Below are 18767 nucleotides of genomic sequence, written 5' to 3' on the forward strand. Positions count from 1 at the left end.
CGCGTGCGGCTCCCCCTTTAACTGATTGAACGTAACATGAAAAAAATTCGAGTGATTTGTGTTGATGACTCGGCGTTAGTACGTAGTTTGATGATGGAAATCATCAATAACCATCCTGACATGGAAGTCGTGGCAACGGCACCTGATCCGTTAGTGGCTAGGGAATTAATCAAACAGCACAACCCAGATGTGTTGACCTTGGACGTGGAAATGCCACGCATGGATGGGTTGGATTTCTTAGAGCGCTTAATGCGGTTGCGCCCTATGCCGGTAGTGATGGTGTCTTCGTTAACGGAGCGTAATTCGGATGTCACCATACGAGCCTTAGAGCTAGGGGCTGTGGATTTCGTGACCAAGCCCAAGTTGGGGTTGCGTGACGGTTTGTTGGAATACTCCGACCTGATCGCAGACAAAATTCGTGCTGCAGCGATGTCCAAGCCTCGTCAAAGTACGGTGGCACCAAGCAGTGAGCCGCGTTCGCGCTTGACTCACCACTTCTCCACGACAGAAAAACTGATATTGATCGGTGCCTCTACGGGGGGGACGGAAGCGATACGTCAGGTGCTAGAGCCTATGCCGGCAAACAGCCCTGCGATCTTGATTACGCAGCACATGCCAGCGGGGTTTACTCGTTCGTTTGTGCAGCGTTTGGATAGTTTGTGCGCGGTACAGGTGCACGAGGCTGAGCATGGTCAGCGTGTCTTGCCAGGCCATGTGTATTTGGCACCAGGCGGTATTGCTCACATGAAACTGGCGCGCTCCGGTGCGAACTACGTGATTGAGTTGGAAGACAGCGAACCCGTCAACCGACACCGTCCCGCCGTGGATGTGCTGTTTCGTTCGGCTGCCGAGGTGGCTGGCAAAAATGCAGTAGGCGTATTGCTAACCGGCATGGGTAAGGATGGTGCACAAGGACTGTTGGCTATGAAGCAAGCGGGCGCCGTGACGTTTGCTCAAGACGAAGCCAGCAGTGTGGTATTTGGTATGCCCCGTGAAGCACTGATGATTGGTGCGGCAGACGAAGCCGTGCCTTTAGGTGAAATCAGCGCAAAGTTGCTGGCGAGTGCAGGATCTTACGGACATAGGGTTTGATTTGGCGAAAGGCCCTCGCCAGTGCTTTATTTATGATGGAGAGCTTTTGATGGCTAATAAAAATATAAAAATTCTTGTAGTAGACGACTTTCCTACGATGCGTCGTATTATCCGTAATCTGCTGAAAGATTTAGGCTACGAGAATGTGGATGAAGCAGAAGATGGCGCAATGGGCCTAGAAAAACTGCGCAATGGCAACTTTGATTTTGTCGTATCAGACTGGAATATGCCCAATCTGGATGGCTTGGAAATGCTTAAACAAATACGAGCAGATGCCAACTTGTCTACCATGCCCGTATTGATGGTGACAGCAGAAGCCAAAAAAGAAAATATCATCGCAGCAGCTCAGGCAGGCGCCAGTGGCTATGTTGTTAAGCCTTTTACCGCCGCTACGCTTGAGGAGAAGCTCAATAAGATTTTCGAAAAAATGGGCTAAAGCGGGAGAGTCGGGATGGATGAAGATCATAGCAGTACAACTACTGTAGAACCATTGGGGCAGATGTCTCTTGATGTCGTGCAGCGTATCGCACAGCTGATGAGGCTGGTGCGTGAGAGCATGCACGAGCTAGGGCTGGACCAAGCGGTTAAGGATGCTGCACATGCCATCCCCGATGCGAGGGATAGGCTACGTTATGTAGGGCGCATGACTGAGCAAGCTGCCAATAAAGTGCTCACGGCAGCGGAAGAAACGGGTCCATTGCAAGAGCAGTTGTTTGCAGGTTCTCAGAATCTGGGACAGCGTTGGCAGCACTGGTTTGATGCGCCCGCCGAGCTACCGGTTGCCCGTGAGCTGGTGGATGACACACGAGATTTCTTAGATCTAGTGGGCAGACACAGCAAATCCACTCAGGAAAACCTGATGGAAATCATCATGGCGCAAGACTTTCAAGACTTAACCGGTCAAGTGATTCAGGGCATGCTGAAAGTCATAGGCACGATAGAAACCGAATTGGTACAAGTGCTGATTGATAGTGTGCCACCTGAAAAGCGCGAAGAAACCGCCGGTTTGTTAAATGGCCCTGTCATCGATACGGCGGCGGCCGATGTAGTAACCGACCAAGACCAAGTGGATGATTTGCTATCCAGTTTGGGTTTTTAAGCGTCGTATAGCTCCTCTGTTTTATATCCGGCTTTATGAATAAAGCCGGTTTATAGCCCTTGCTTAGTCCTTAGCGTGCTGCGGCTTGCCTCTACAATTTTTACGCTTGGATACGTGTGCCAGCACGATAACGATCTGGCGTGATACGTATCCGTAATTTTGTTGGCAACGCATAGCATGGCTGAGGACAGCGATCTAGAAAGAACCGAACCGGCCTCACCCCGACGCCTAGAAAAGGCGCGCGAGGAGGGGCAAGTTGCGCGTTCGCGTGAGCTCAGCACATTTTTGATTTTGGCCGTAGGGGCCGCCACGTTGTGGCTGTCTGGTGGTTTGCTGTACAAGGCGTTGTCTGGCGTTATGCGCAGCAGTATGTGGTTTGATGTGCGCGTAGCCAGAGAAGCAAATGTCATGACAGCGCAAGCGGGAATACAAGCGTTTGAAGCATTGTTAGGCTTGCTGCCGTTGTTCTTGGCGCTGGTAGTGACCGCTATTGCTGGGTCGGCGCTGTTGGGTGGTTTCTTGTTTTCATGGAAATCCTTAGAGCCCAAGTTTGAAAAAATGAATCCGCTGAAGGGAATTAAGCGGATGTTCTCAGCGCAAACCTTGATCGAACTGGTTAAGGCCCTGGCTAAAGCCGGCTTAATAGGCACTGTGGCGGTGATGGTGATCTGGCATTTCAGGGATCAAATGACTGGGCTGATGCATGTGAATCCTACCGAAGCCTTAGTGAAGGGCTTAGGGTTGGTGGCCTTAAGCTGTGCGCTGATTATTTCTAGTTTGATTGTGATTGTATTGATCGATGCGCCGTGGCAACTGTTCAGTTTCTTCAAGAAAATGCGTATGTCCAAGCAGGATCAAAAAGAAGAACACAAAGAAAGCGAAGGTGATCCACACGTGAAAGGGCGCATACGTTCGCAGCAACGTGCGATGGCACAGCGACGCATGATGTCCGAAGTGCCGACGGCCGATGTGGTCATCACCAACCCTACGCATTATGCCGTGGCCTTACGCTACGCCGAAGGTGAAAAAGGTGCGCCACGCGTGGTGGCTAAGGGTACAGGTTTAATTGCACAGCGCATACGTGAGTTGGCGGCAGAGCATCGTATTCCTCGATTGGAAGCACCTCCGTTGGCGCGAGCCTTGCATGGTCATGTGGACTTAAATCACGAAATCCCTGTTGAGTTGTATGCCGTTGTTGCTGAAGTTCTGGCTTGGGTTTTCCAGTTACGTCACTGGAACCAAGGTGTAGGACTAGAACCGCAACAGCCTGTTAATTTGGAAGTCCCCAAAGGGTTTGATCCCCTAGCGACTTCAGCCAATGTTTCTGCTGAATGAATAGCTTTATAACCTTATTGAAAACCAATGGTTCGGCTCACGCCAAGATGCTGGCAGGCCCGGTACTGATCCTGCTGGTGTTGGCGATGATGGTATTGCCATTGCCGCCATTCTTGTTGGACTTGCTGTTTACCTTCAACATTGCGTTGGCGGTGATGATCTTATTGGTGGCCATGTTCACCAAAAAGCCCTTGGATTTTGCGGCATTCCCATCGGTATTGCTGTTTGCGACCTTGCTGCGTTTGGCATTGAACGTAGCCTCTACCCGTGTGGTATTGCTCAATGGCCATAAAGGGCCAGATGCAGCAGGTCAGGTGATTGAGGCTTTTGGCCACTTCTTGGTGGGCGGTAACTTTGCGGTTGGTTTAATCGTCTTTATTATTTTGGTGATCATTAACTTTATTGTGATTACCAAAGGTGCAGGACGTATTGCCGAGGTAGGTGCGCGTTTTACCTTGGACGCGATGCCCGGTAAACAGATGGCGATTGATGCGGATTTAAACGCAGGTCTTATAGGTGAAGAAGAAGCGCGTCGTCGCCGTCAGGAAGTATCGCAAGAGGCTGAGTTCTACGGGGCAATGGATGGGGCCAGTAAGTTCGTGCGTGGTGATGCCGTTGCTGGTCTGCTGATCATGGTCATCAATATTATTGGTGGTCTGATCGTAGGGGTGATGCAGCACGATTTGTCGTTTGGTGAAGCGGGCCACGTGTACACCCTGCTGACCATTGGTGATGGTCTGGTTGCCCAGATCCCTGCATTGGTGATTTCCACCGCAGCGGGTGTGGTGGTGTCTCGTGTCGCTACCGACGAAGACGTGGGTCAACAGATGGTAAGCCAACTGTTCAGTAACCCTCATGTGATGTTTTTGACGGCTGGCATTTTGGGGTTGATGGGCTTAATTCCCGGTATGCCGCATTTGGCGTTCCTCACTTTTGCTGCCATTGTGGGAGCTATTGGTTGGTCACTGCATAAGCGCCAACAGCAAGTAGAGCAGGCGCAAATAGTAGGGCCTAGTGAGGCAGAGAGGGCTGCCGACGCTGCCGCCTCTGAAGCCAGTTGGGATGATGTGGCCATGGTAGACCCCTTGGGTTTAGAGGTGGGCTACAGGCTGATTTCTTTGGTGGACCATGCCCAAAATGGTGAGCTTTTGCATCGCATCCGCAGCTTGCGTAAAAAGTTCGCACAAGATGTGGGCTTTTTGCCGCCGGTGGTGCACATACGTGACAACTTAGAGTTGAAACCCAATGACTACCGTGTGTTGTTGTATGGCGTAGAAGTAGGGCGTGGTGTGGCCATGCCAGGTCAGTGGTTGGCCATTGATCCAGGTGGCGTCACCATGACGCTATCGGGTACACCTACTACCGACCCAGCCTTTGGCTTGCCAGCGGTATGGATTGATGTGTCGTTACGTGAACAGGCGCAAATTGCGGGTTACACCGTGGTTGATGCCAGTACCGTGGTAGCTACGCACTTGAATCACTTGTTGCATCGTCATGGTGCACAGTTGTTGGGTAGACAAGAAGTACAGCAGTTGCTGGATCGCGTGGGCAAAGAGTTGCCACGATTGGTGGAAGACTTTGTGCCCAAAACAGTCAGCTTGGGGCTATTCCATAAAGTGCTGCGTGGGTTGTTGGATGAAGAAGTCTCCATTCGTGATATGCGCACCATTATTGAGGTGGTGTCCGAGAACATTACACGTTTGCAAGCCCAAAATCAGTTGGGGGCAAACTTGGATGAAGCGGCAGAGTTGCTGGCAATGGTGCGTACAGCATTGGGTAGAGCCATTACACAGCAGTGGTTCCCCGGTGAAGGCGAATTGCATGTCATTGGGTTAGATGCGCGTCTTGAACGCGTACTCACACAAGCCTTGACCAGCAGTGGGGCACTAGAGCCAGGCTTGGCTGAAACACTATTGGCAGAGGCGCAGCGAGCCACCATGCAGCAAGAACAGCGCGGCGATGCCGCTGTTTTGGTCGTGCCTGCATTGCTACGTCCGTCGCTGTCTCGCTTCTTGCGTCACCATTTACCGCAGTTGGGTGTGTTGTCTAACCAAGAAATTCCAGATGAACGAGTCATGAAAGTGACTGCAGTGATAGGTAATCAGGCATGAGTGTAAGTCGTTTTTTTGGTAGTACCAGTAGGGAAGCCATGCGTCAGGTGCGCTTGGCCTTAGGGCCTGATGCCCTAATCGTGTCCAATAGACGTGTCAACGGTGGTGTGGAAATTCTGGCCACAGATGCTACGGCAAGTGCTACACCGGCTCCTGTCAGTATGCCTGTGCCAGAGCAAAGCCAAGCGACTGCGAGTATCGCTGACAGTGCACCGACTCCAACCGCTGCGCCGTATGCCGGTATCAATCAGCAGCAGCAACCTGCAGAGTTAATGAGTGCCATTGGTGCTATGCGTGGTGCGCTGGAAAACCGTATTGACGAGCTGTTGTGGAGCAACCAACTGCAACGAGCGCCCGAAACCTTGTCGTTATTCCAAAGCTTGCTGGGCTATGGCTTTAGTACGGCTTTGCTGCGTGCCATGCTGAAGCGTATGCCGGCGCACCTTAATGACAGGGCGGCGTTTGAGTGGGCTAGACACGAGTTGGACACCCATTTACCCGTGCTGGCCAGTGAAGACAGGCTATGGCAGCCAGGTTTGGCGCTGGCGTTAGTAGGCCCTACCGGTGTAGGTAAAACCACCACTATTGCCAAATTGGCGGCACGATGTGTGAAGCGTTTTGGGCCGGATAAGTTGGTATTGATTACTACCGATACATACCGTATTGGGGCTCACGAGCAACTGAAAATTTATGCAGATATTTTGCGTGTGCCGGTACATGTGGTGCAAGACTCCGCAGGGTTACGACAGTTGTTGTTAAGCATTAGGCCAGACCAAATTATCTTAATTGATAACGTGGGGATTAGTCAGCGTGATTGCTTTGTGGCGGATCAAGCGGCCTTGTTGGCTAGTGCTGGTCGACGCATACAGCGCTTGTTGGCCTTGAATGCCTCCAGTCACGGTGACACCCTCGATGAAGTGGCGAGAGTGTACAAAACCGATGGTGGCACACCGCTGTCTGGCTGCATTATTACGAAGGTAGATGAGGCGAGCCGCTTAGGGCCTGCATTAGATACGGCAATACGCTACCAATTGCCCGTGCACTATGTATCAGACGGTCAGAAAGTCCCAGAAAATCTGCGTTTTATGACGGCCAAACAGTTAGTGGATATGGCGTTCACACGCACGTCTTACAACAGCAAAGCATTGTATGCCCCTACGGCGGGTGATTTAGCTGCGTTGTTATCGGTAGCAGAACAAAAAGAACCGGTGAATGATGCGGATGAGCAAGCGCGTAAGCAGAAGCTAACGGCGTTGGTGATGAGTGGTGCAGGTATGCGTAAGGTGGATGTGGATGGCTTACGTCAGCACACATCGGCCATTGAGCACTCGTTAGCATTGTCAGCCGCTTTTGATGGCTGGCGAGACCTTTCTGTAGGCCCGCAAGATGCTACTTATCTGGCTGAGCAGGCAGAAGACTTAATGCGTTCTGCCTTGCATGAGGTGAGTGAGTCACCAGAGTCCATGCTGTTAAGCAGCTATCAGTCAGTCAATCTTGCGCTAGAGAATGAGCAAGGAAAAAGCAAAATTTTGCTGACTACGCTTTGTACAGAACGTGGCGAAGCGTTGGCAGCACCGTTGCAGCAGTTGGCGGGCCCTATGGGCTGGTTAAACACGGTGGGTGAGCATGTATTGCACGAGCCGCAGTGGGCGGATCAGTTATTGCAGGCCGTGCAATGGGTGGAACAGCGTCGTAATGCTACCCCTATTATGCATATGCTGGAGGGCTTTACGCCAGCGGTGTGGCAGGTATTAGCGGCAGAAGGGACAGCCTTTATGGCGAGTGTGCCGTTGGGTAGCCGCTTCTGGCACGAAAATGGGACTACCAGTGCAGCCGCCAGAATTAAACAAATGCAGTTTCATGCCGTGTCAGATCTATCACGAAAGTTGCAGTTACAGCAGTTGGCGGGGCAGAGCATACCTAGTTTGACGTTGTGGGTGGCTAAAGAGCGTGTCGCCATACGTCAGCGAGGTGTGGCAGAGTTGCCGTTGGAGCTGATTGCGGTACGTCTGACCGATCGTTACAGCGGTGCGGTATTGCGAGACTCAGTGGTGTTGGTAAACGCGGGAGCATTCACACAGCTATCAGATGCCGATGTGGCAATGTGGGCAGTGTTACAGCACGAGCAACGTCTAGTAGGGCGTTTAGTAGCGCCGGCATGGCGTGCGGTGCAAGAGGAAGCGTCAACACAGGGGTTATCAGTCGCGCAGCAATTACGTACGTCGGCGCTATTGGCGTTGGCGGGCAGTGATGTGCAGTACTCGTCGCAACGGCAAGGTTTGTATGGGCAGTTGCAGACATTACTGCAGCAGCGCGGTGCATTGACCGCACCTAAGCTGATTGAAGCGTTATTGCGCTGCTTTGCATTGAAAGAAGCGCTGCAAGAGGCCTAAGTATTAGGCCTTAATGGCGGAGTGTTGTAGTTTGTGTGGGCGGGTTTTACCTTGGGCGGTATAAACCTGTTCCGAACGCTGCATCATGCTAGTGATGGCTTGTAGGGCTTGTTGGTTATGCTCCAGATAGGTCTGGATGATAATGCCGTTCTGGTTGTTTTGATGCTGAGCAGTTTCTGCTAGCTCAAAGAAACGTTGCACGATAGTTGCTAACTCTGCATCGTTTTCGGCTGCAGTGAGTAAGCCTTCGTGCGAGTTTTCTAATCCCAATGCGCGTAGCGCGTGACCACATGCTTCATGTTGTGCTTCTAGTTCTGCCAAGAACTGGTTTTTTTGCTGCGTAAAAGCCAGCAAGTCGGAATCATCATGCGTTGTGAGCAGCAGGTCGTTTTCTTGTGACAGTGTCTGGTTAAACGACTCCAAGACGGTAATGGCTTGGTTCAGACAGAATGATAGGGACGGTGTGCTCATGATGATGTGACTCGCGCTATTTCAGAAGCTCTCTGGCGCTGGCAATTAATGAGTCCGCAATGCGGCTAGTATCAATTTCCAATTTGCCAGAGGCAATGGCGTCCTTGATGGACTGGATTTTTTCAATATTCAGGTCGTGCTCGGACGATTGCAGATTTTGCAATTGTCTGGCGGTGGTGCTCAGATCAACCTGGCTGGATGAGGGGGTGTTACTTGCCTGATAGGCATCCGTCATGGCACGTTTGTTTTGACCAACGCTAAGCCGGTCAGTAGCGGGCTGTTTGTTGGAGCTGATATTAATTTTCATGGCAGTGAACGTAAAAGGTCAGAAGCGGGGTTCCAACAGTAACGGCAGTTACTGCTGTTTCTTTAATGGTGCCGTGTAGCGCTGTAAAGAATAGGATCATTTTACGTTAAAGCGGCACTTGAACCGTAGAGGAATCAAGCACTGTGCCAGTAATCACTTGCCCGGAAGCAACACGTACTTGTACTTGGCTGCCAGGCGCTGCGGTTTGTAGCGCCTGACCTTCGTTGCTGATCACAAACCCGTTGCCTCTGGCAATAGTGCGTACGCTTTGTCCGCGTTGTACGGATTGTGGGTTTTGCAGCAACGTGGATTTAATCGTGCTACCGGTGTTGACGCGCTGGCCAGCCATGTAGCCCACAATCAAACTAGGGTCTGTGACCACATTAGGTGGAAGGCGTAGTAAGTCACCTTCGCGAGTAATCAAGTCATCAAGCGAAATCAATTCGCCTTTGTTGATGGTTTTATTGCTGACGTAATAAAAGCCTTGAACGCTAAGGGCTACTTGTACCGGCACGGTCCACGTTTCGGGAGCCAAACAACTGACGATTACACGCATGCGAGAACGTAGTGTGGCATTGCCTGGTACGGCGTAGCGTAAATTGTCACACGCCGATTGCTGTTGCAAGCGGGGTGGCGTCACCGTGATGGTGGCGGTGCCAGCTAACGATTCGGCCTGTTCCATGAGGTAATTGCTCACGCCCTCTACGATTTCATCTGCTGATTGCAGTGGTGATGCGTAAAGAGATTGGCTGCCCAATAGGGCCATGAAAACGAAAGCAGAAACGTGTCGCATGACAGCATTGTAGTCAGTGCAATCCCAGAGCAAGAACTGAACTAGCAAAGAAATACTGTCTTATTTCCTACTTTGTAGAGGAGGGCGCGCGGCTACCATTATGGCATTCGGTGGCAAATGGCTGCTGCCTATGGGTTTCCTCCAGGAAACGCAAGACAAAGGTATACAACATGATCGACCGTATCGGTGAAGATTTCAGTTTTTACAAAACGGCAGTAAGTTTGCGCCAACAGCGTCAAGAAGTCTTGGCGGCCAATATCGCGAACGCTGACACGCCGCACTACAAAGCGCGGGATATCGATTTTAGTCAGGCATTGCAACAGGCCATGGGCAACAGCATGAACTTGCCTGCCGTTAAGTTGGATATGACTTCTGCTCGCCATATTGCGGGTGCGGGCTCTACGGCATTACAGAACGACTTGCTGTACAGACAGCCTTTGCAACCCAGCTTAGACGGCAACACCGTTGATATGGATGTAGAGCGCATGGCCTTTGCCGATAACAGCATGCACTACCAAAGTTCGTTGACCATTCTGTCACAGCGCATCAAAGGGCTGATGGCGGCGTTGCAGCAATAAGGTGAATCATGAGTAATTTCAGTATTTTTCAAATTGCCGGCTCGGCATTGAATGCTCAGTCGCAGCGTATGAACGTCAGCGCCAGCAATATTGCCAACGCAGACAGTGTGGCTGGGCCAGATGGCTTGCCCTATAAAGCTCGCCAAGTGGTATTCCAAGTGTCGCCATTAAGCCCGCAAACAGCGGTGGGCGGTGTGAAAGTGGCATCGGTAGTGGAAAGTAATGCACCCGCCCGCATGCAATATGACCCTCACCATCCTTTAGCCAATGATCAAGGTTATGTGGCCATGCCCAACGTGGATGTAGTGGCTGAAACCGTCAATATGATTTCGGCCTCGCGCTCGTATCAAGCCAACGTTGAAGTGGTAAACACCGCTAAAAACTTGATGATGCGTACGTTGAGTCTAGGTCAGTAAAAGGAAAGCAAATGACTACTGTTAATGGCACAGATTCAGCCAATAACGCCATGAACTATGCGCGTCAGCAAAATAACAGCTTGATGGCAGAAACGCAGGACAGATTTCTGACATTGCTGATTACGCAGATGCAAAACCAAGATCCCATGAACCCCATGGACAACGCACAAGTGACTAGCCAGATTGCGCAAATGTCTACTGTGCAGGGTATTCAAGATTTGAATAACACCTTGTTGGCGGTATCAGGGCAGTTGGATGTGTCGCAGTCCATGCAAGCGGCATCGCTCATTGGCAAAGAGGTATTGGTACCAGGCAGCAAGATCAAAGTGGGCACCAACCCCGACGATAACAGCATCAAGTCCACCACCGGTTTTGGGGTGGATCTAGCTGCTCCCGCTCAGAAAGTGGTCGTGTCTATTACAGACCAGGCAGGGCGTGTTGTGCGTCAGCTAGAGCTTGAAGACATGAAGTTGGGTGTGCACAACCTAGAGTGGGACGGTCTGGATGATGCCGGTAACCCCGTTCCAGATGGCGCATACGACACCAAGGTAGAAGCGCTGGATGCTGAAGGCAAAGCCGTGAGAGCAGAAATGCTGACGTCGGGCAAAGTGGACAGCGTGTCGTATAGCACCAAGGGTTTGCTGTTGGATCTGGGGTTGGCGGGTACGTATTCGCTGTTGGATATACGCAAGATTATGTAAGGCTTCACCTTGAAGGGTGAAGAATTCAAACGAATTTAAGCGAGAGAAATCATGGGTTTTGGACAAGGTTTAAGTGGGTTGAATGCAGCGTCACAGAATTTGGACGTGATTGGTAATAACATTGCGAACTCGTCTACGGTGGGCTACAAGTCTTCCAATATTCAGTTTGCTGATGTTTACGCTAGCTCCCGTGTGGGTTTGGGTGTGAGCGTGGCCGGTGTGAACCAGCGTTTCACCATTGGTACGGTGTCTATTACGGGTAACCAGTTTGATATGGCCATTGATGGCGAGAAAGGGTTATTTAGGTTGATGGATCAAAGCGGGGCCGTGGTGTACTCGCGTAACGGTCAGTTTTCTCCCGATAAAAACCTGTTTTTGACTAACTCGCAAGGCCACCGCCTAACAGGTTACTTGCCTGGTTCTACCGATCCACAGCCTATTCGTATTCCTACGGGCAATATTGCGCCTAAAGCGACTAGCGAAATGAGCTTGCGTGCCAACTTGGACTCCAATGCAAAGGTTGTGCCAGCAGGTACTAAGGTTGATCCAGCTAATCCAGATACCTACACCAGCTCTTTCCCATATAACGTGTATGACTCGCTGGGTAATGCTCACCAAGTCACACAGTATTTCATCAAGCGTGAAGCGGTGAACGGTGAGTCGGTGTGGGATGTGCAGTATTTCATGAACGGCAAGGTACTGGGCACGCCAGATCCTAACAGTGCTGACCCAGACAATCCCGACATTATTCCTACTACCAACACGCTGACTTTCAATAAGGCGGGTGAGTTGGTGTCGCCTACCGGTGCTGTGACGCTGAGTTTGGCCGTGGAAGGTGGTAACTCGCCTGCGGAAAATCTAGACATCAATTTGTCCTACGCTGGCTCTACACAGCTGGGTGGCCCATTTGCCGCAACGCCAGATCAAGACGGCTACAAAATGGGTGAGTACGCCAGTATGTCTATTGCGGCAGACGGCAGCATTGTTGCTAACTACACCAACGGCCAAACGCAAACGATGGGTACATTGGTTTTGGCTGACTTTTACAACATGCAAGGTTTGCAGCCTTTAGGCGGCAACGTGTGGGCTGAAACGGCTACATCTGGTCAGCCTATTTTGGGTAGACCTGGCGAGAACGGTATGGCTGTGGTGCGTGGTCAGTCAGTGGAAGAGTCCAACGTCGATATGGGTCAAGAGCTGGTCAATATGATTATTGCGCAGCGTACGTACCAAGCGAACGCACAGACCATTAAAACGCAGGATCAGGTGTTGCAAACACTGATCACCATGCGCTAAGGCTGAGTCATGGATAGGATTATCTACACCGCCATGAATGGTGCTCAGCGTCTGCTAGAACAGCAGTCTTCGCTGAGCAACAACTTGGCCAACATCAATACCTCAGGTTTTAGAGAGCAGTTGGCGTTGCAACGGGCTGTGCCTGTGCAGGGCGCTCCTGCGTTGCCTACACGGGTGTCTACCGTTACCGTGACACCCGGTAGCCGCATGCAAGCTGGCCCCTTGAGCGAAACCGGCAACCCACTGGATGTGGCCATTGCCGATCAGGGTTGGTTTGCGGTGCAAACGCCTGAGGGCGAAGCCTACACCCGTGCGGGTGACTTCTCTATTGACCAAGACAATATGTTGGTGAACCAGCGTGGGCAATTTGTATTGTCTGCTGATGGCGCACCCATCGAAATCCCAGATCGCGGCGTACTGACTTTTTCGTCTGACGGCCAGATAACGGCCTTGGGGGCTGGAGATAATCCTAGGGATATACAGGTTTTAGGCCAGTTGAAACTGGTGAACCCTGATCCGCAAACATTGCAGCGTAGTGATGACGGCTTGTTCCGTAGCACTACCGGCCAGGCGCAGCCTACGGATGAAAGCGTGAAAGTGGTTTCAGGCTTTGTGGAAAAAAGTAACGTCAGCGCGGCAGAAGCCATGGTGGGCATGATCAACAACGCTAGACGTTTTGAAATGCAGATGAAAGTGCTGCAAGACGCCAATACCAACGCAGAACGGGCTAATTCCATTCTGTCTATGAACGGTTAAGTCATGCAAGCATTGCATGTGAAGGAATACAAATGATTAGATCGCTTTGGATTGCCAAGACAGGTCTGGAAGCACAACAGACTGGTATGGATGTGATTTCCAACAACTTGGCTAACGTGAATACAGCAGGCTTTAAACGTGGCCGTGCGGTGTTTGAAGATTTGATGTACCAAACTATTCGTCAGCCCGGTGCTCAAGTAGGCGCGGCCAACCAATTGCCTACAGGTTTGCAACTGGGTACAGGGGTGCGCACTGTGTCTACCGAGCGTATCCATACGCAAGGTGATTTGCGTCACACAGGCGGCACTATGGATGTAGCGATTGAAGGCCGTGGGTTCTTGCAAGTAGAAATGCCGGACGGTACGTTTGCTTACACTCGTGCTGGCACCTTGCAGATGGATCAAAACGGTCAGTTGACTACGGCAGGTGGCTACCCCATTCAGCCACCCATCAACATCCCTGATAACGCCTTGGAAATTAGCATTGGCCGTGACGGTACGGTTTCCGTGACCCAGCCCGGTGCTGTGGGCACCAGCGTTGAAGTTGGGCAGTTGCAGTTAACGACCTTTGCTAACCCCGGTGGCCTGCAAAGCATGGGTGAAAACCTGTACGTAGAAACAGATTCTTCCGGTGCGGCCAACTTCCAGCAACCAGGTTTAGATGGTGCCGGTATTGTGCGTCAGCATTACACCGAAACCTCTAACGTGAACGTGGCCGAAGAACTGGTCAACATGATTATTGCTCAGCGTTCTTACGAAATGAACAGTAAAGCCGTGTCCACATCGGATCAGATGTTGGCGCGTTTGACGCAACTGTAAACGGTTGATGGATAACAGCGTGGTAGTAATGAAAGTGATGATGCGTAGTCTGCTGGGGGCTCTAGTAGGAGCCGTAATGCTGATCCAAGGCTGCGCTCTGGTGCCTCCCGAGCCTGTGGTGACAGGGCCGTTAACAGCGCAACCGCCAGCACAGATTTTGCCGGAAGTGGTAGCCAATGGTTCTATTTACCAACCTAGTGCTTACGGTAACTACCCGCTGTTTGAAGATCGTAGACCGCGTAACGTGGGCGATATTGTGACCATCGTCATACAAGAACGCACGAACGCGGCGAAAAACGTTTCCACCAGCACCAACCGTAATTCCAGCGGTGGTTTGAATTTTGGTGTGGATCCCTCTATTTTGCCTAGTGAGTTAGGGTCCAGACAAAACTTTGAGGTGGAAGGCAAAAATCAAGCCAATGGTACAGGTAGCAGCCGTGCAGACAACATGTTCTCAGGCACGTTAACCACTACCGTGATTGGCGTCTTGCCTAACGGTAACCTGCAGATTGCAGGTGAAAAACAAATCGCCATCAACCGAGGCAGCGAATACATGCGCTTTTCGGGAGTGGTAGATCCGCGCTCCATTTCGGGCAGCAATACAGTCAGTTCTACACAGGTGGCTGATGCACGTATTGAGTTCCGCAGCAAAGGGGTGATGGATGAAGTGCAAACCATGGGTTGGTTGCAGCGCTTTTTCCTGAATATTTCTCCGTTCTGATTAATGAGTATGACTATGCCTATACGAACGGTATTACGCGTATTGTTGGCGAGCCTATTGCTAGGCTTGCTTGTGCCTGCGCAGGCGGCTGACCGCATTAAAGATTTAGCCACTATCCAAGGGGTACGTGATAACCAGTTGATTGGTTATGGTTTGGTGGTGGGGTTGGATGGCAGCGGTGACCAAGTGCGCCAAGCGCCTTTCACCCAACAAAGTTTGACGAACATGTTGTCGCAGTTGGGGGTGACTATTCCTCAAGGCAGCAACATGCAGCTAAAAAACGTGGCGGCGGTGATGGTAACAGCGCGCCTACCCGCTTTCTCGCAACCTGGGCAGTCCGTCGATGTGGTGGTGTCTTCGATGGGTAACGCTAAAAGTTTGCGTGGCGGTACCTTGTTGATGACGCCATTAAAAGGGGCAAACGGCCAAGTGTATGCGTTGGCCCAAGGTAACTTGTTAGTGGGTGGTGCAGGTGCTGAATCCGGTGGTTCTAGCGTACAGGTGAACCAACTGAATGGCGGCATTATTCCTGGCGGCGCGATTGTAGAGCGTGATGTGCCTACTACCTATATTCGTGATGGACTGATTTCTCTAGAGCTCAATAGCTCTGATTTTGGTACGGCGCAAAACGTTGTAGCGGCATTAAATAGGCACTTTGGCAGCAACATCGCAACCGCACTGAATGCACGTGTGATTCAGGTGCAGGCACCATTAGGGCCTGAGATGCAGGCGAACTTCTTGTCTCAAGTGGAAAATCTGCAAGTTAACTTGCCGCCCGCCAGAGCACGTGTGGTGGTGAATGCCCGTACTGGCACGGTAGTGATGAACCGTACGGTGACCATTGATGAAGCGGCTATCGCCTATGGCAACTTGTCCATTGTGATCAGCAAGCAGTCCGAAGTGAACCAGCCTAATACGCCGTTTACTGACGGGCAAACCGTGGTGACTGACCGTACCGACATAGAAATGCGGTCTGACGGCGGGGCATTGCAACGTGTGAGTACCAGCGCCAACTTGGCTGATGTGGTACGTGCCTTGAATGCACTGGGTGCTACCCCTCAAGAGTTGCTCTCCATTTTGCAAAACCTGAAGAGTGCAGGTGCTTTGCGTGCCGACCTAGAGGTGATTTGATCTCATGAGTATCCATTACTATCCCCGTCCTGGTTCAGGTGCAGAACAACCCGTTTCTATGTTTGATGCCGAGCAATTGGCACAACTGAAACGTAATGCTCAAGACAATAAAGGCGGTACTGCCGAGCAACAGCAAATTGCTCAGCAGTTTGAGGCCTTGTTCATACAGCAGTTGCTCAAACAGGCGCGTGCTAATGCCAGCGGTAATGGGTTGTTCGATAGTGAACAAGTACGCATGACACAGAGCATGGGGGATGAGCAGTTATCGTTGCAATTGGCAAACCCCGGTATAGGGTTGGCAGAAGCGTTGATACGCCAGATGCAGGGTGGTGATGCGGGGATGGGTCAACCTGACTCCAATACGTGGCAGCAAGGGTTAGCCAATAGAGATCAAGGCATGGCACGTAATGTGGATGCGCCTTCTATTAGTGCGTTAATCCGTAAGTTAAGTGCTAAAGGTAGCTTGGATCAGGTGTATTCCGCCGTACGAGGTGCGCCCGAGCATGTGCGTAACTTCGTTGGGAAGATGCATGCTGCCGCTGAGGCCGTGGCAGAAAAAAGTGGTGTGCCTATGAAGCTGCTGCTTAGCCAAGCCGCATTGGAATCAGGCTGGGGTAAGCGTGAAATTCTGCATGAGAATGGGCAAAGCACGCATAACCTGTTTGGTATTAAAGCGGGTAAGAGTTGGACAGGCAAAGTGGCTCATATCATGACCACTGAGTTTGAGAACGGTGAGTACAGAAAAGTAAAACAGCCGTTTCGTGCCTATGACTCGTATGAGGATTCGTTGGCCGACTACGCACGCTTGATTAGTACCAGCCCACGTTATGAGTCGGTCATGCAAGCAGCTACACCTCAAGAAGCTGCGCAGCGTGTGCAAGATGCTGGCTATGCCACCGATCCTAACTATGCACAAAAGCTGATAAAAATCATGGCGTATTTTGATGCGGGAAGTCGTTAACTTCCCCTAAAGATTCGCTGCTGTAGCCCGTTAATAGTCCATTGATCGTGTTTGCGTTGCCATGGTTGGCAGCGCTTTCTCAAAAACGGAATTTGTTATGAATTTATCCCGCCTCGGTTTGTCTGCTCTGCAAAACGCACAGCAAAATCTTCAGATAACCGGCCATAACATCAGCAACTCTAAAGTTGAGGGTTATAACCGTCAAACGGTGTTGTCCCAAACAGCGGGCGCTCAGAACATAGGGGCGGGCTATGTGGGGCGCGGTGTGCAAGCCGTTACGGTGCAGCGTGCGTACGACTCGTTTGTCTGGAACCAGTTGGTACAGTCGCAAAGTGCAGGCGCGTCACTGATCACTTACGGTAACGAGATCGCTCAGGTGAATAACCTGTTTGGCGACCGTACTGTGGGGATTAGTCCTGCTATTCAGAATTTCTTTGATGCTATGAATGCCGTGGCATCCAGTCCTAGCGACCCCGATGCCAGACAAGAGCTGTTGGGTAGAGCGCAAAGCTTGGTCACGCAGTTCAATGATGCACAAAGCTCATTGAAAGCGCAGCGCGAGAACATCAATACGCAGGTGCGTACTACGGTTGCGCAAGTGAATAGCTATGTAGAACGTATTCACGATATGAATCAACAGATCACGGCAGCCAAAGCGGCTACGCCTGATCACAGTCCTAACGATTTGCTGGATCAGCGTGAACAACTGGTGATGGAATTGAACCAGTTGGTAGACGTGAAAGTGATTGAGCAAGATGGCGTGTTCAATTTGACATTGAGCAATGGCCAGGTGTTGCTGGGTGGTAGCCAAGTGTTCCCTCTGCAAGCACAAACCTCTAACAGCGATCCCTCTAAAGTAGTAGTGGCCTACACCGCTGCATTTGAAGATGGGGTAGGTAAAACGGTGCAGTTGCAGGATAGCAATTTCAAAGGCGGCCAATTGGGCGGCTTATTGAGATACCGTAGCGAGTCGTTGGACGCAACCCAAAACTATTTGGGTCGTTTGGCGGTAGGTATTAGCAGTGCTATCAATGCTGTGCATGCAGAAGGTTTTGATTTGTCTGGTGAGGCCGGTGGCGAGTTCTTCCGTGTCGAATTGGGTAAACCTATCCCTAGTAACAAAAGCGGTGTGTCGCCCGCCCCTGATTTGAATATCTCGTTAGCCGATGCGAATAAATTGACCGGTTCGGATTACCAGATTGAGTTTCGCAATGGTGAATACAGCGTAAAAACGCTGCCTAATGGCCCAGTCAAGGTGCTTACGCCAGCCGAAGCTGAAAACGGCTTTGAGATTGATGGTGTGACGTTCAAGTTTGATGGCGCTGCCTCTGCCGTAGACGGTGATAGTTGGTTGGTACAGCCTACACGTGATGCCGCCGCTCGTCTTGAGTTGGTGTTGGATGATCCCGCTAAAGTGGCCGCTGCCGGCAAAGACAAAGATGGCAACCCATTGGGTTCTGCTAACGGTGATATCGCGTTGAAATTGGCCGAGCTACAAGAAACGCGCACCTTGGGTAATGGCTCATTGAGCTTTAACGAAGCGTATGGCCAGTTGGTGAATAAAGTGGCGGTGCAAGCACAGCAAAATGCAACGGCCGCTAAAGCACAAGCGAACTTGATTCAACAAAACTATGCATCGCAACAGCGTATTTCCGGCGTAAACGAAGACGAGGAAGTACTGAACCTAGACAAGTTCTTGCAACAGTATCGTGCCGCTTCACGCATGATCGAGGTGAGCTCGAACATGTTTGATACTTTGCTGGGTTTGCGTAACTAACCCGCTGTCTT

Annotated in this window: 19 protein-coding genes; 16 read left to right on the forward strand and 3 right to left on the reverse strand. The window is 51.2% G+C overall.

Features of this window, described 5'->3' with window-relative positions:
- Nucleotides 1-36: 36 nt before the first annotated feature.
- The 6 genes from ACLPHM_RS00455 to flhF all read left to right on the forward strand — a co-directional run bounded on the left by ACLPHM_RS00455 (nt 37) and on the right by flhF (nt 8030).
- Complete coding sequence (locus ACLPHM_RS00455) at nt 37-1092, forward strand: protein-glutamate methylesterase/protein-glutamine glutaminase (RefSeq protein ID WP_430219328.1); 1056 nt, start codon at nt 37-39, stop codon at nt 1090-1092.
- Nucleotides 1093-1141: 49 nt separating this feature from the next.
- The gene (gene cheY / locus ACLPHM_RS00460; RefSeq protein ID WP_135862099.1) at nt 1142-1528 is read left to right on the forward strand and encodes a chemotaxis response regulator CheY; all 387 of its coding nucleotides are present in this window, start codon (nt 1142-1144) and stop codon (nt 1526-1528) included.
- Between the two features lie 15 nt (nt 1529-1543).
- Entirely contained in the window at nt 1544-2191 is a 648-nt protein-coding gene (gene cheZ, locus ACLPHM_RS00465) for a protein phosphatase CheZ (protein WP_430219329.1), read from the forward strand.
- A 177-nt stretch (nt 2192-2368) separates the two neighbouring features.
- Nucleotides 2369-3526, forward strand: a complete 1158-nt coding sequence (flhB, locus tag ACLPHM_RS00470) for a flagellar biosynthesis protein FlhB (protein WP_430219330.1) — start codon at nt 2369-2371, stop codon at nt 3524-3526.
- Nucleotides 3523-5637, forward strand: coding sequence for a flagellar biosynthesis protein FlhA (flhA, locus tag ACLPHM_RS00475; protein ID WP_430219331.1), 2115 nt, complete (start codon nt 3523-3525; stop codon nt 5635-5637). Before flhB ends, flhA begins: the two co-directional genes overlap by 4 nt.
- The gene (gene flhF / locus ACLPHM_RS00480; protein ID WP_430219332.1) at nt 5634-8030 is read left to right on the forward strand and encodes a flagellar biosynthesis protein FlhF; all 2397 of its coding nucleotides are present in this window, start codon (nt 5634-5636) and stop codon (nt 8028-8030) included. Before flhA ends, flhF begins: the two co-directional genes overlap by 4 nt.
- A 3-nt stretch (nt 8031-8033) precedes the next feature.
- Here the strand turns inward: flhF and ACLPHM_RS00485 are convergent, their stop codons facing one another.
- The 3 genes from ACLPHM_RS00485 to flgA all read right to left on the reverse strand — a co-directional run bounded on the left by ACLPHM_RS00485 (nt 8034) and on the right by flgA (nt 9601).
- Entirely contained in the window at nt 8034-8501 is a 468-nt protein-coding gene (locus tag ACLPHM_RS00485; protein ID WP_430219333.1) for a flagella synthesis protein FlgN, read from the reverse strand.
- A 16-nt stretch (nt 8502-8517) separates the two neighbouring features.
- Complete coding sequence (gene flgM, locus ACLPHM_RS00490; protein WP_135862088.1) at nt 8518-8808, reverse strand: flagellar biosynthesis anti-sigma factor FlgM; 291 nt, start codon at nt 8806-8808, stop codon at nt 8518-8520.
- A gap of 106 nt (nt 8809-8914) precedes the next feature.
- On the reverse strand, nt 8915-9601 hold the full coding sequence (gene flgA / locus ACLPHM_RS00495; RefSeq protein WP_430219334.1) for a flagellar basal body P-ring formation chaperone FlgA: 687 nt from the start codon (nt 9599-9601) through the stop codon (nt 8915-8917).
- A gap of 170 nt (nt 9602-9771) precedes the next feature.
- Here flgA and flgB point away from each other — a divergent pair, with 170 nt between their 5' ends.
- From flgB to flgK, 10 genes are all read left to right on the forward strand, one after another.
- On the forward strand, nt 9772-10179 hold the full coding sequence (gene flgB / locus ACLPHM_RS00500) for a flagellar basal body rod protein FlgB (RefSeq protein WP_430219335.1): 408 nt from the start codon (nt 9772-9774) through the stop codon (nt 10177-10179).
- 8 nt (nt 10180-10187) lie between these two features.
- A complete protein-coding gene (flgC, locus tag ACLPHM_RS00505; RefSeq protein ID WP_430219336.1) occupies nt 10188-10595 on the forward strand; it encodes a flagellar basal body rod protein FlgC in 408 nt (135 codons plus the stop codon).
- An 11-nt stretch (nt 10596-10606) separates the two neighbouring features.
- Nucleotides 10607-11296, forward strand: a complete 690-nt coding sequence (locus ACLPHM_RS00510; RefSeq protein ID WP_430219337.1) for a flagellar hook capping FlgD N-terminal domain-containing protein — start codon at nt 10607-10609, stop codon at nt 11294-11296.
- 51 nt (nt 11297-11347) lie between these two features.
- The gene (gene flgE, locus ACLPHM_RS00515; protein ID WP_430219338.1) at nt 11348-12592 is read left to right on the forward strand and encodes a flagellar hook protein FlgE; all 1245 of its coding nucleotides are present in this window, start codon (nt 11348-11350) and stop codon (nt 12590-12592) included.
- 9 nt (nt 12593-12601) lie between these two features.
- Nucleotides 12602-13348, forward strand: a complete 747-nt coding sequence (gene flgF / locus ACLPHM_RS00520) for a flagellar basal-body rod protein FlgF (RefSeq protein ID WP_430219339.1) — start codon at nt 12602-12604, stop codon at nt 13346-13348.
- A 32-nt stretch (nt 13349-13380) separates the two neighbouring features.
- Nucleotides 13381-14166, forward strand: a complete 786-nt coding sequence (flgG, locus tag ACLPHM_RS00525; protein ID WP_135862075.1) for a flagellar basal-body rod protein FlgG — start codon at nt 13381-13383, stop codon at nt 14164-14166.
- A gap of 37 nt (nt 14167-14203) precedes the next feature.
- Entirely contained in the window at nt 14204-14887 is a 684-nt protein-coding gene (locus tag ACLPHM_RS00530) for a flagellar basal body L-ring protein FlgH (protein WP_135862109.1), read from the forward strand.
- Between the two features lie 3 nt (nt 14888-14890).
- A complete protein-coding gene (locus tag ACLPHM_RS00535; RefSeq protein WP_430219340.1) occupies nt 14891-16018 on the forward strand; it encodes a flagellar basal body P-ring protein FlgI in 1128 nt (375 codons plus the stop codon).
- Nucleotides 16019-16022: 4 nt separating this feature from the next.
- Nucleotides 16023-16979: a flagellar assembly peptidoglycan hydrolase FlgJ gene (gene flgJ / locus ACLPHM_RS00540; RefSeq protein WP_430219341.1), complete on the forward strand. Its 957-nt coding sequence runs from the start codon at nt 16023-16025 to the stop codon at nt 16977-16979.
- 97 nt (nt 16980-17076) lie between these two features.
- Nucleotides 17077-18756: a flagellar hook-associated protein FlgK gene (flgK, locus tag ACLPHM_RS00545; RefSeq protein WP_430219342.1), complete on the forward strand. Its 1680-nt coding sequence runs from the start codon at nt 17077-17079 to the stop codon at nt 18754-18756.
- The last annotated feature ends 11 nt before the right edge of the window (nt 18757-18767 follow it).

Source organism: Paenalcaligenes sp. Me131, from assembly GCF_050487225.1.
Classification (GTDB): domain Bacteria; phylum Pseudomonadota; class Gammaproteobacteria; order Burkholderiales; family Burkholderiaceae_B; genus Paenalcaligenes.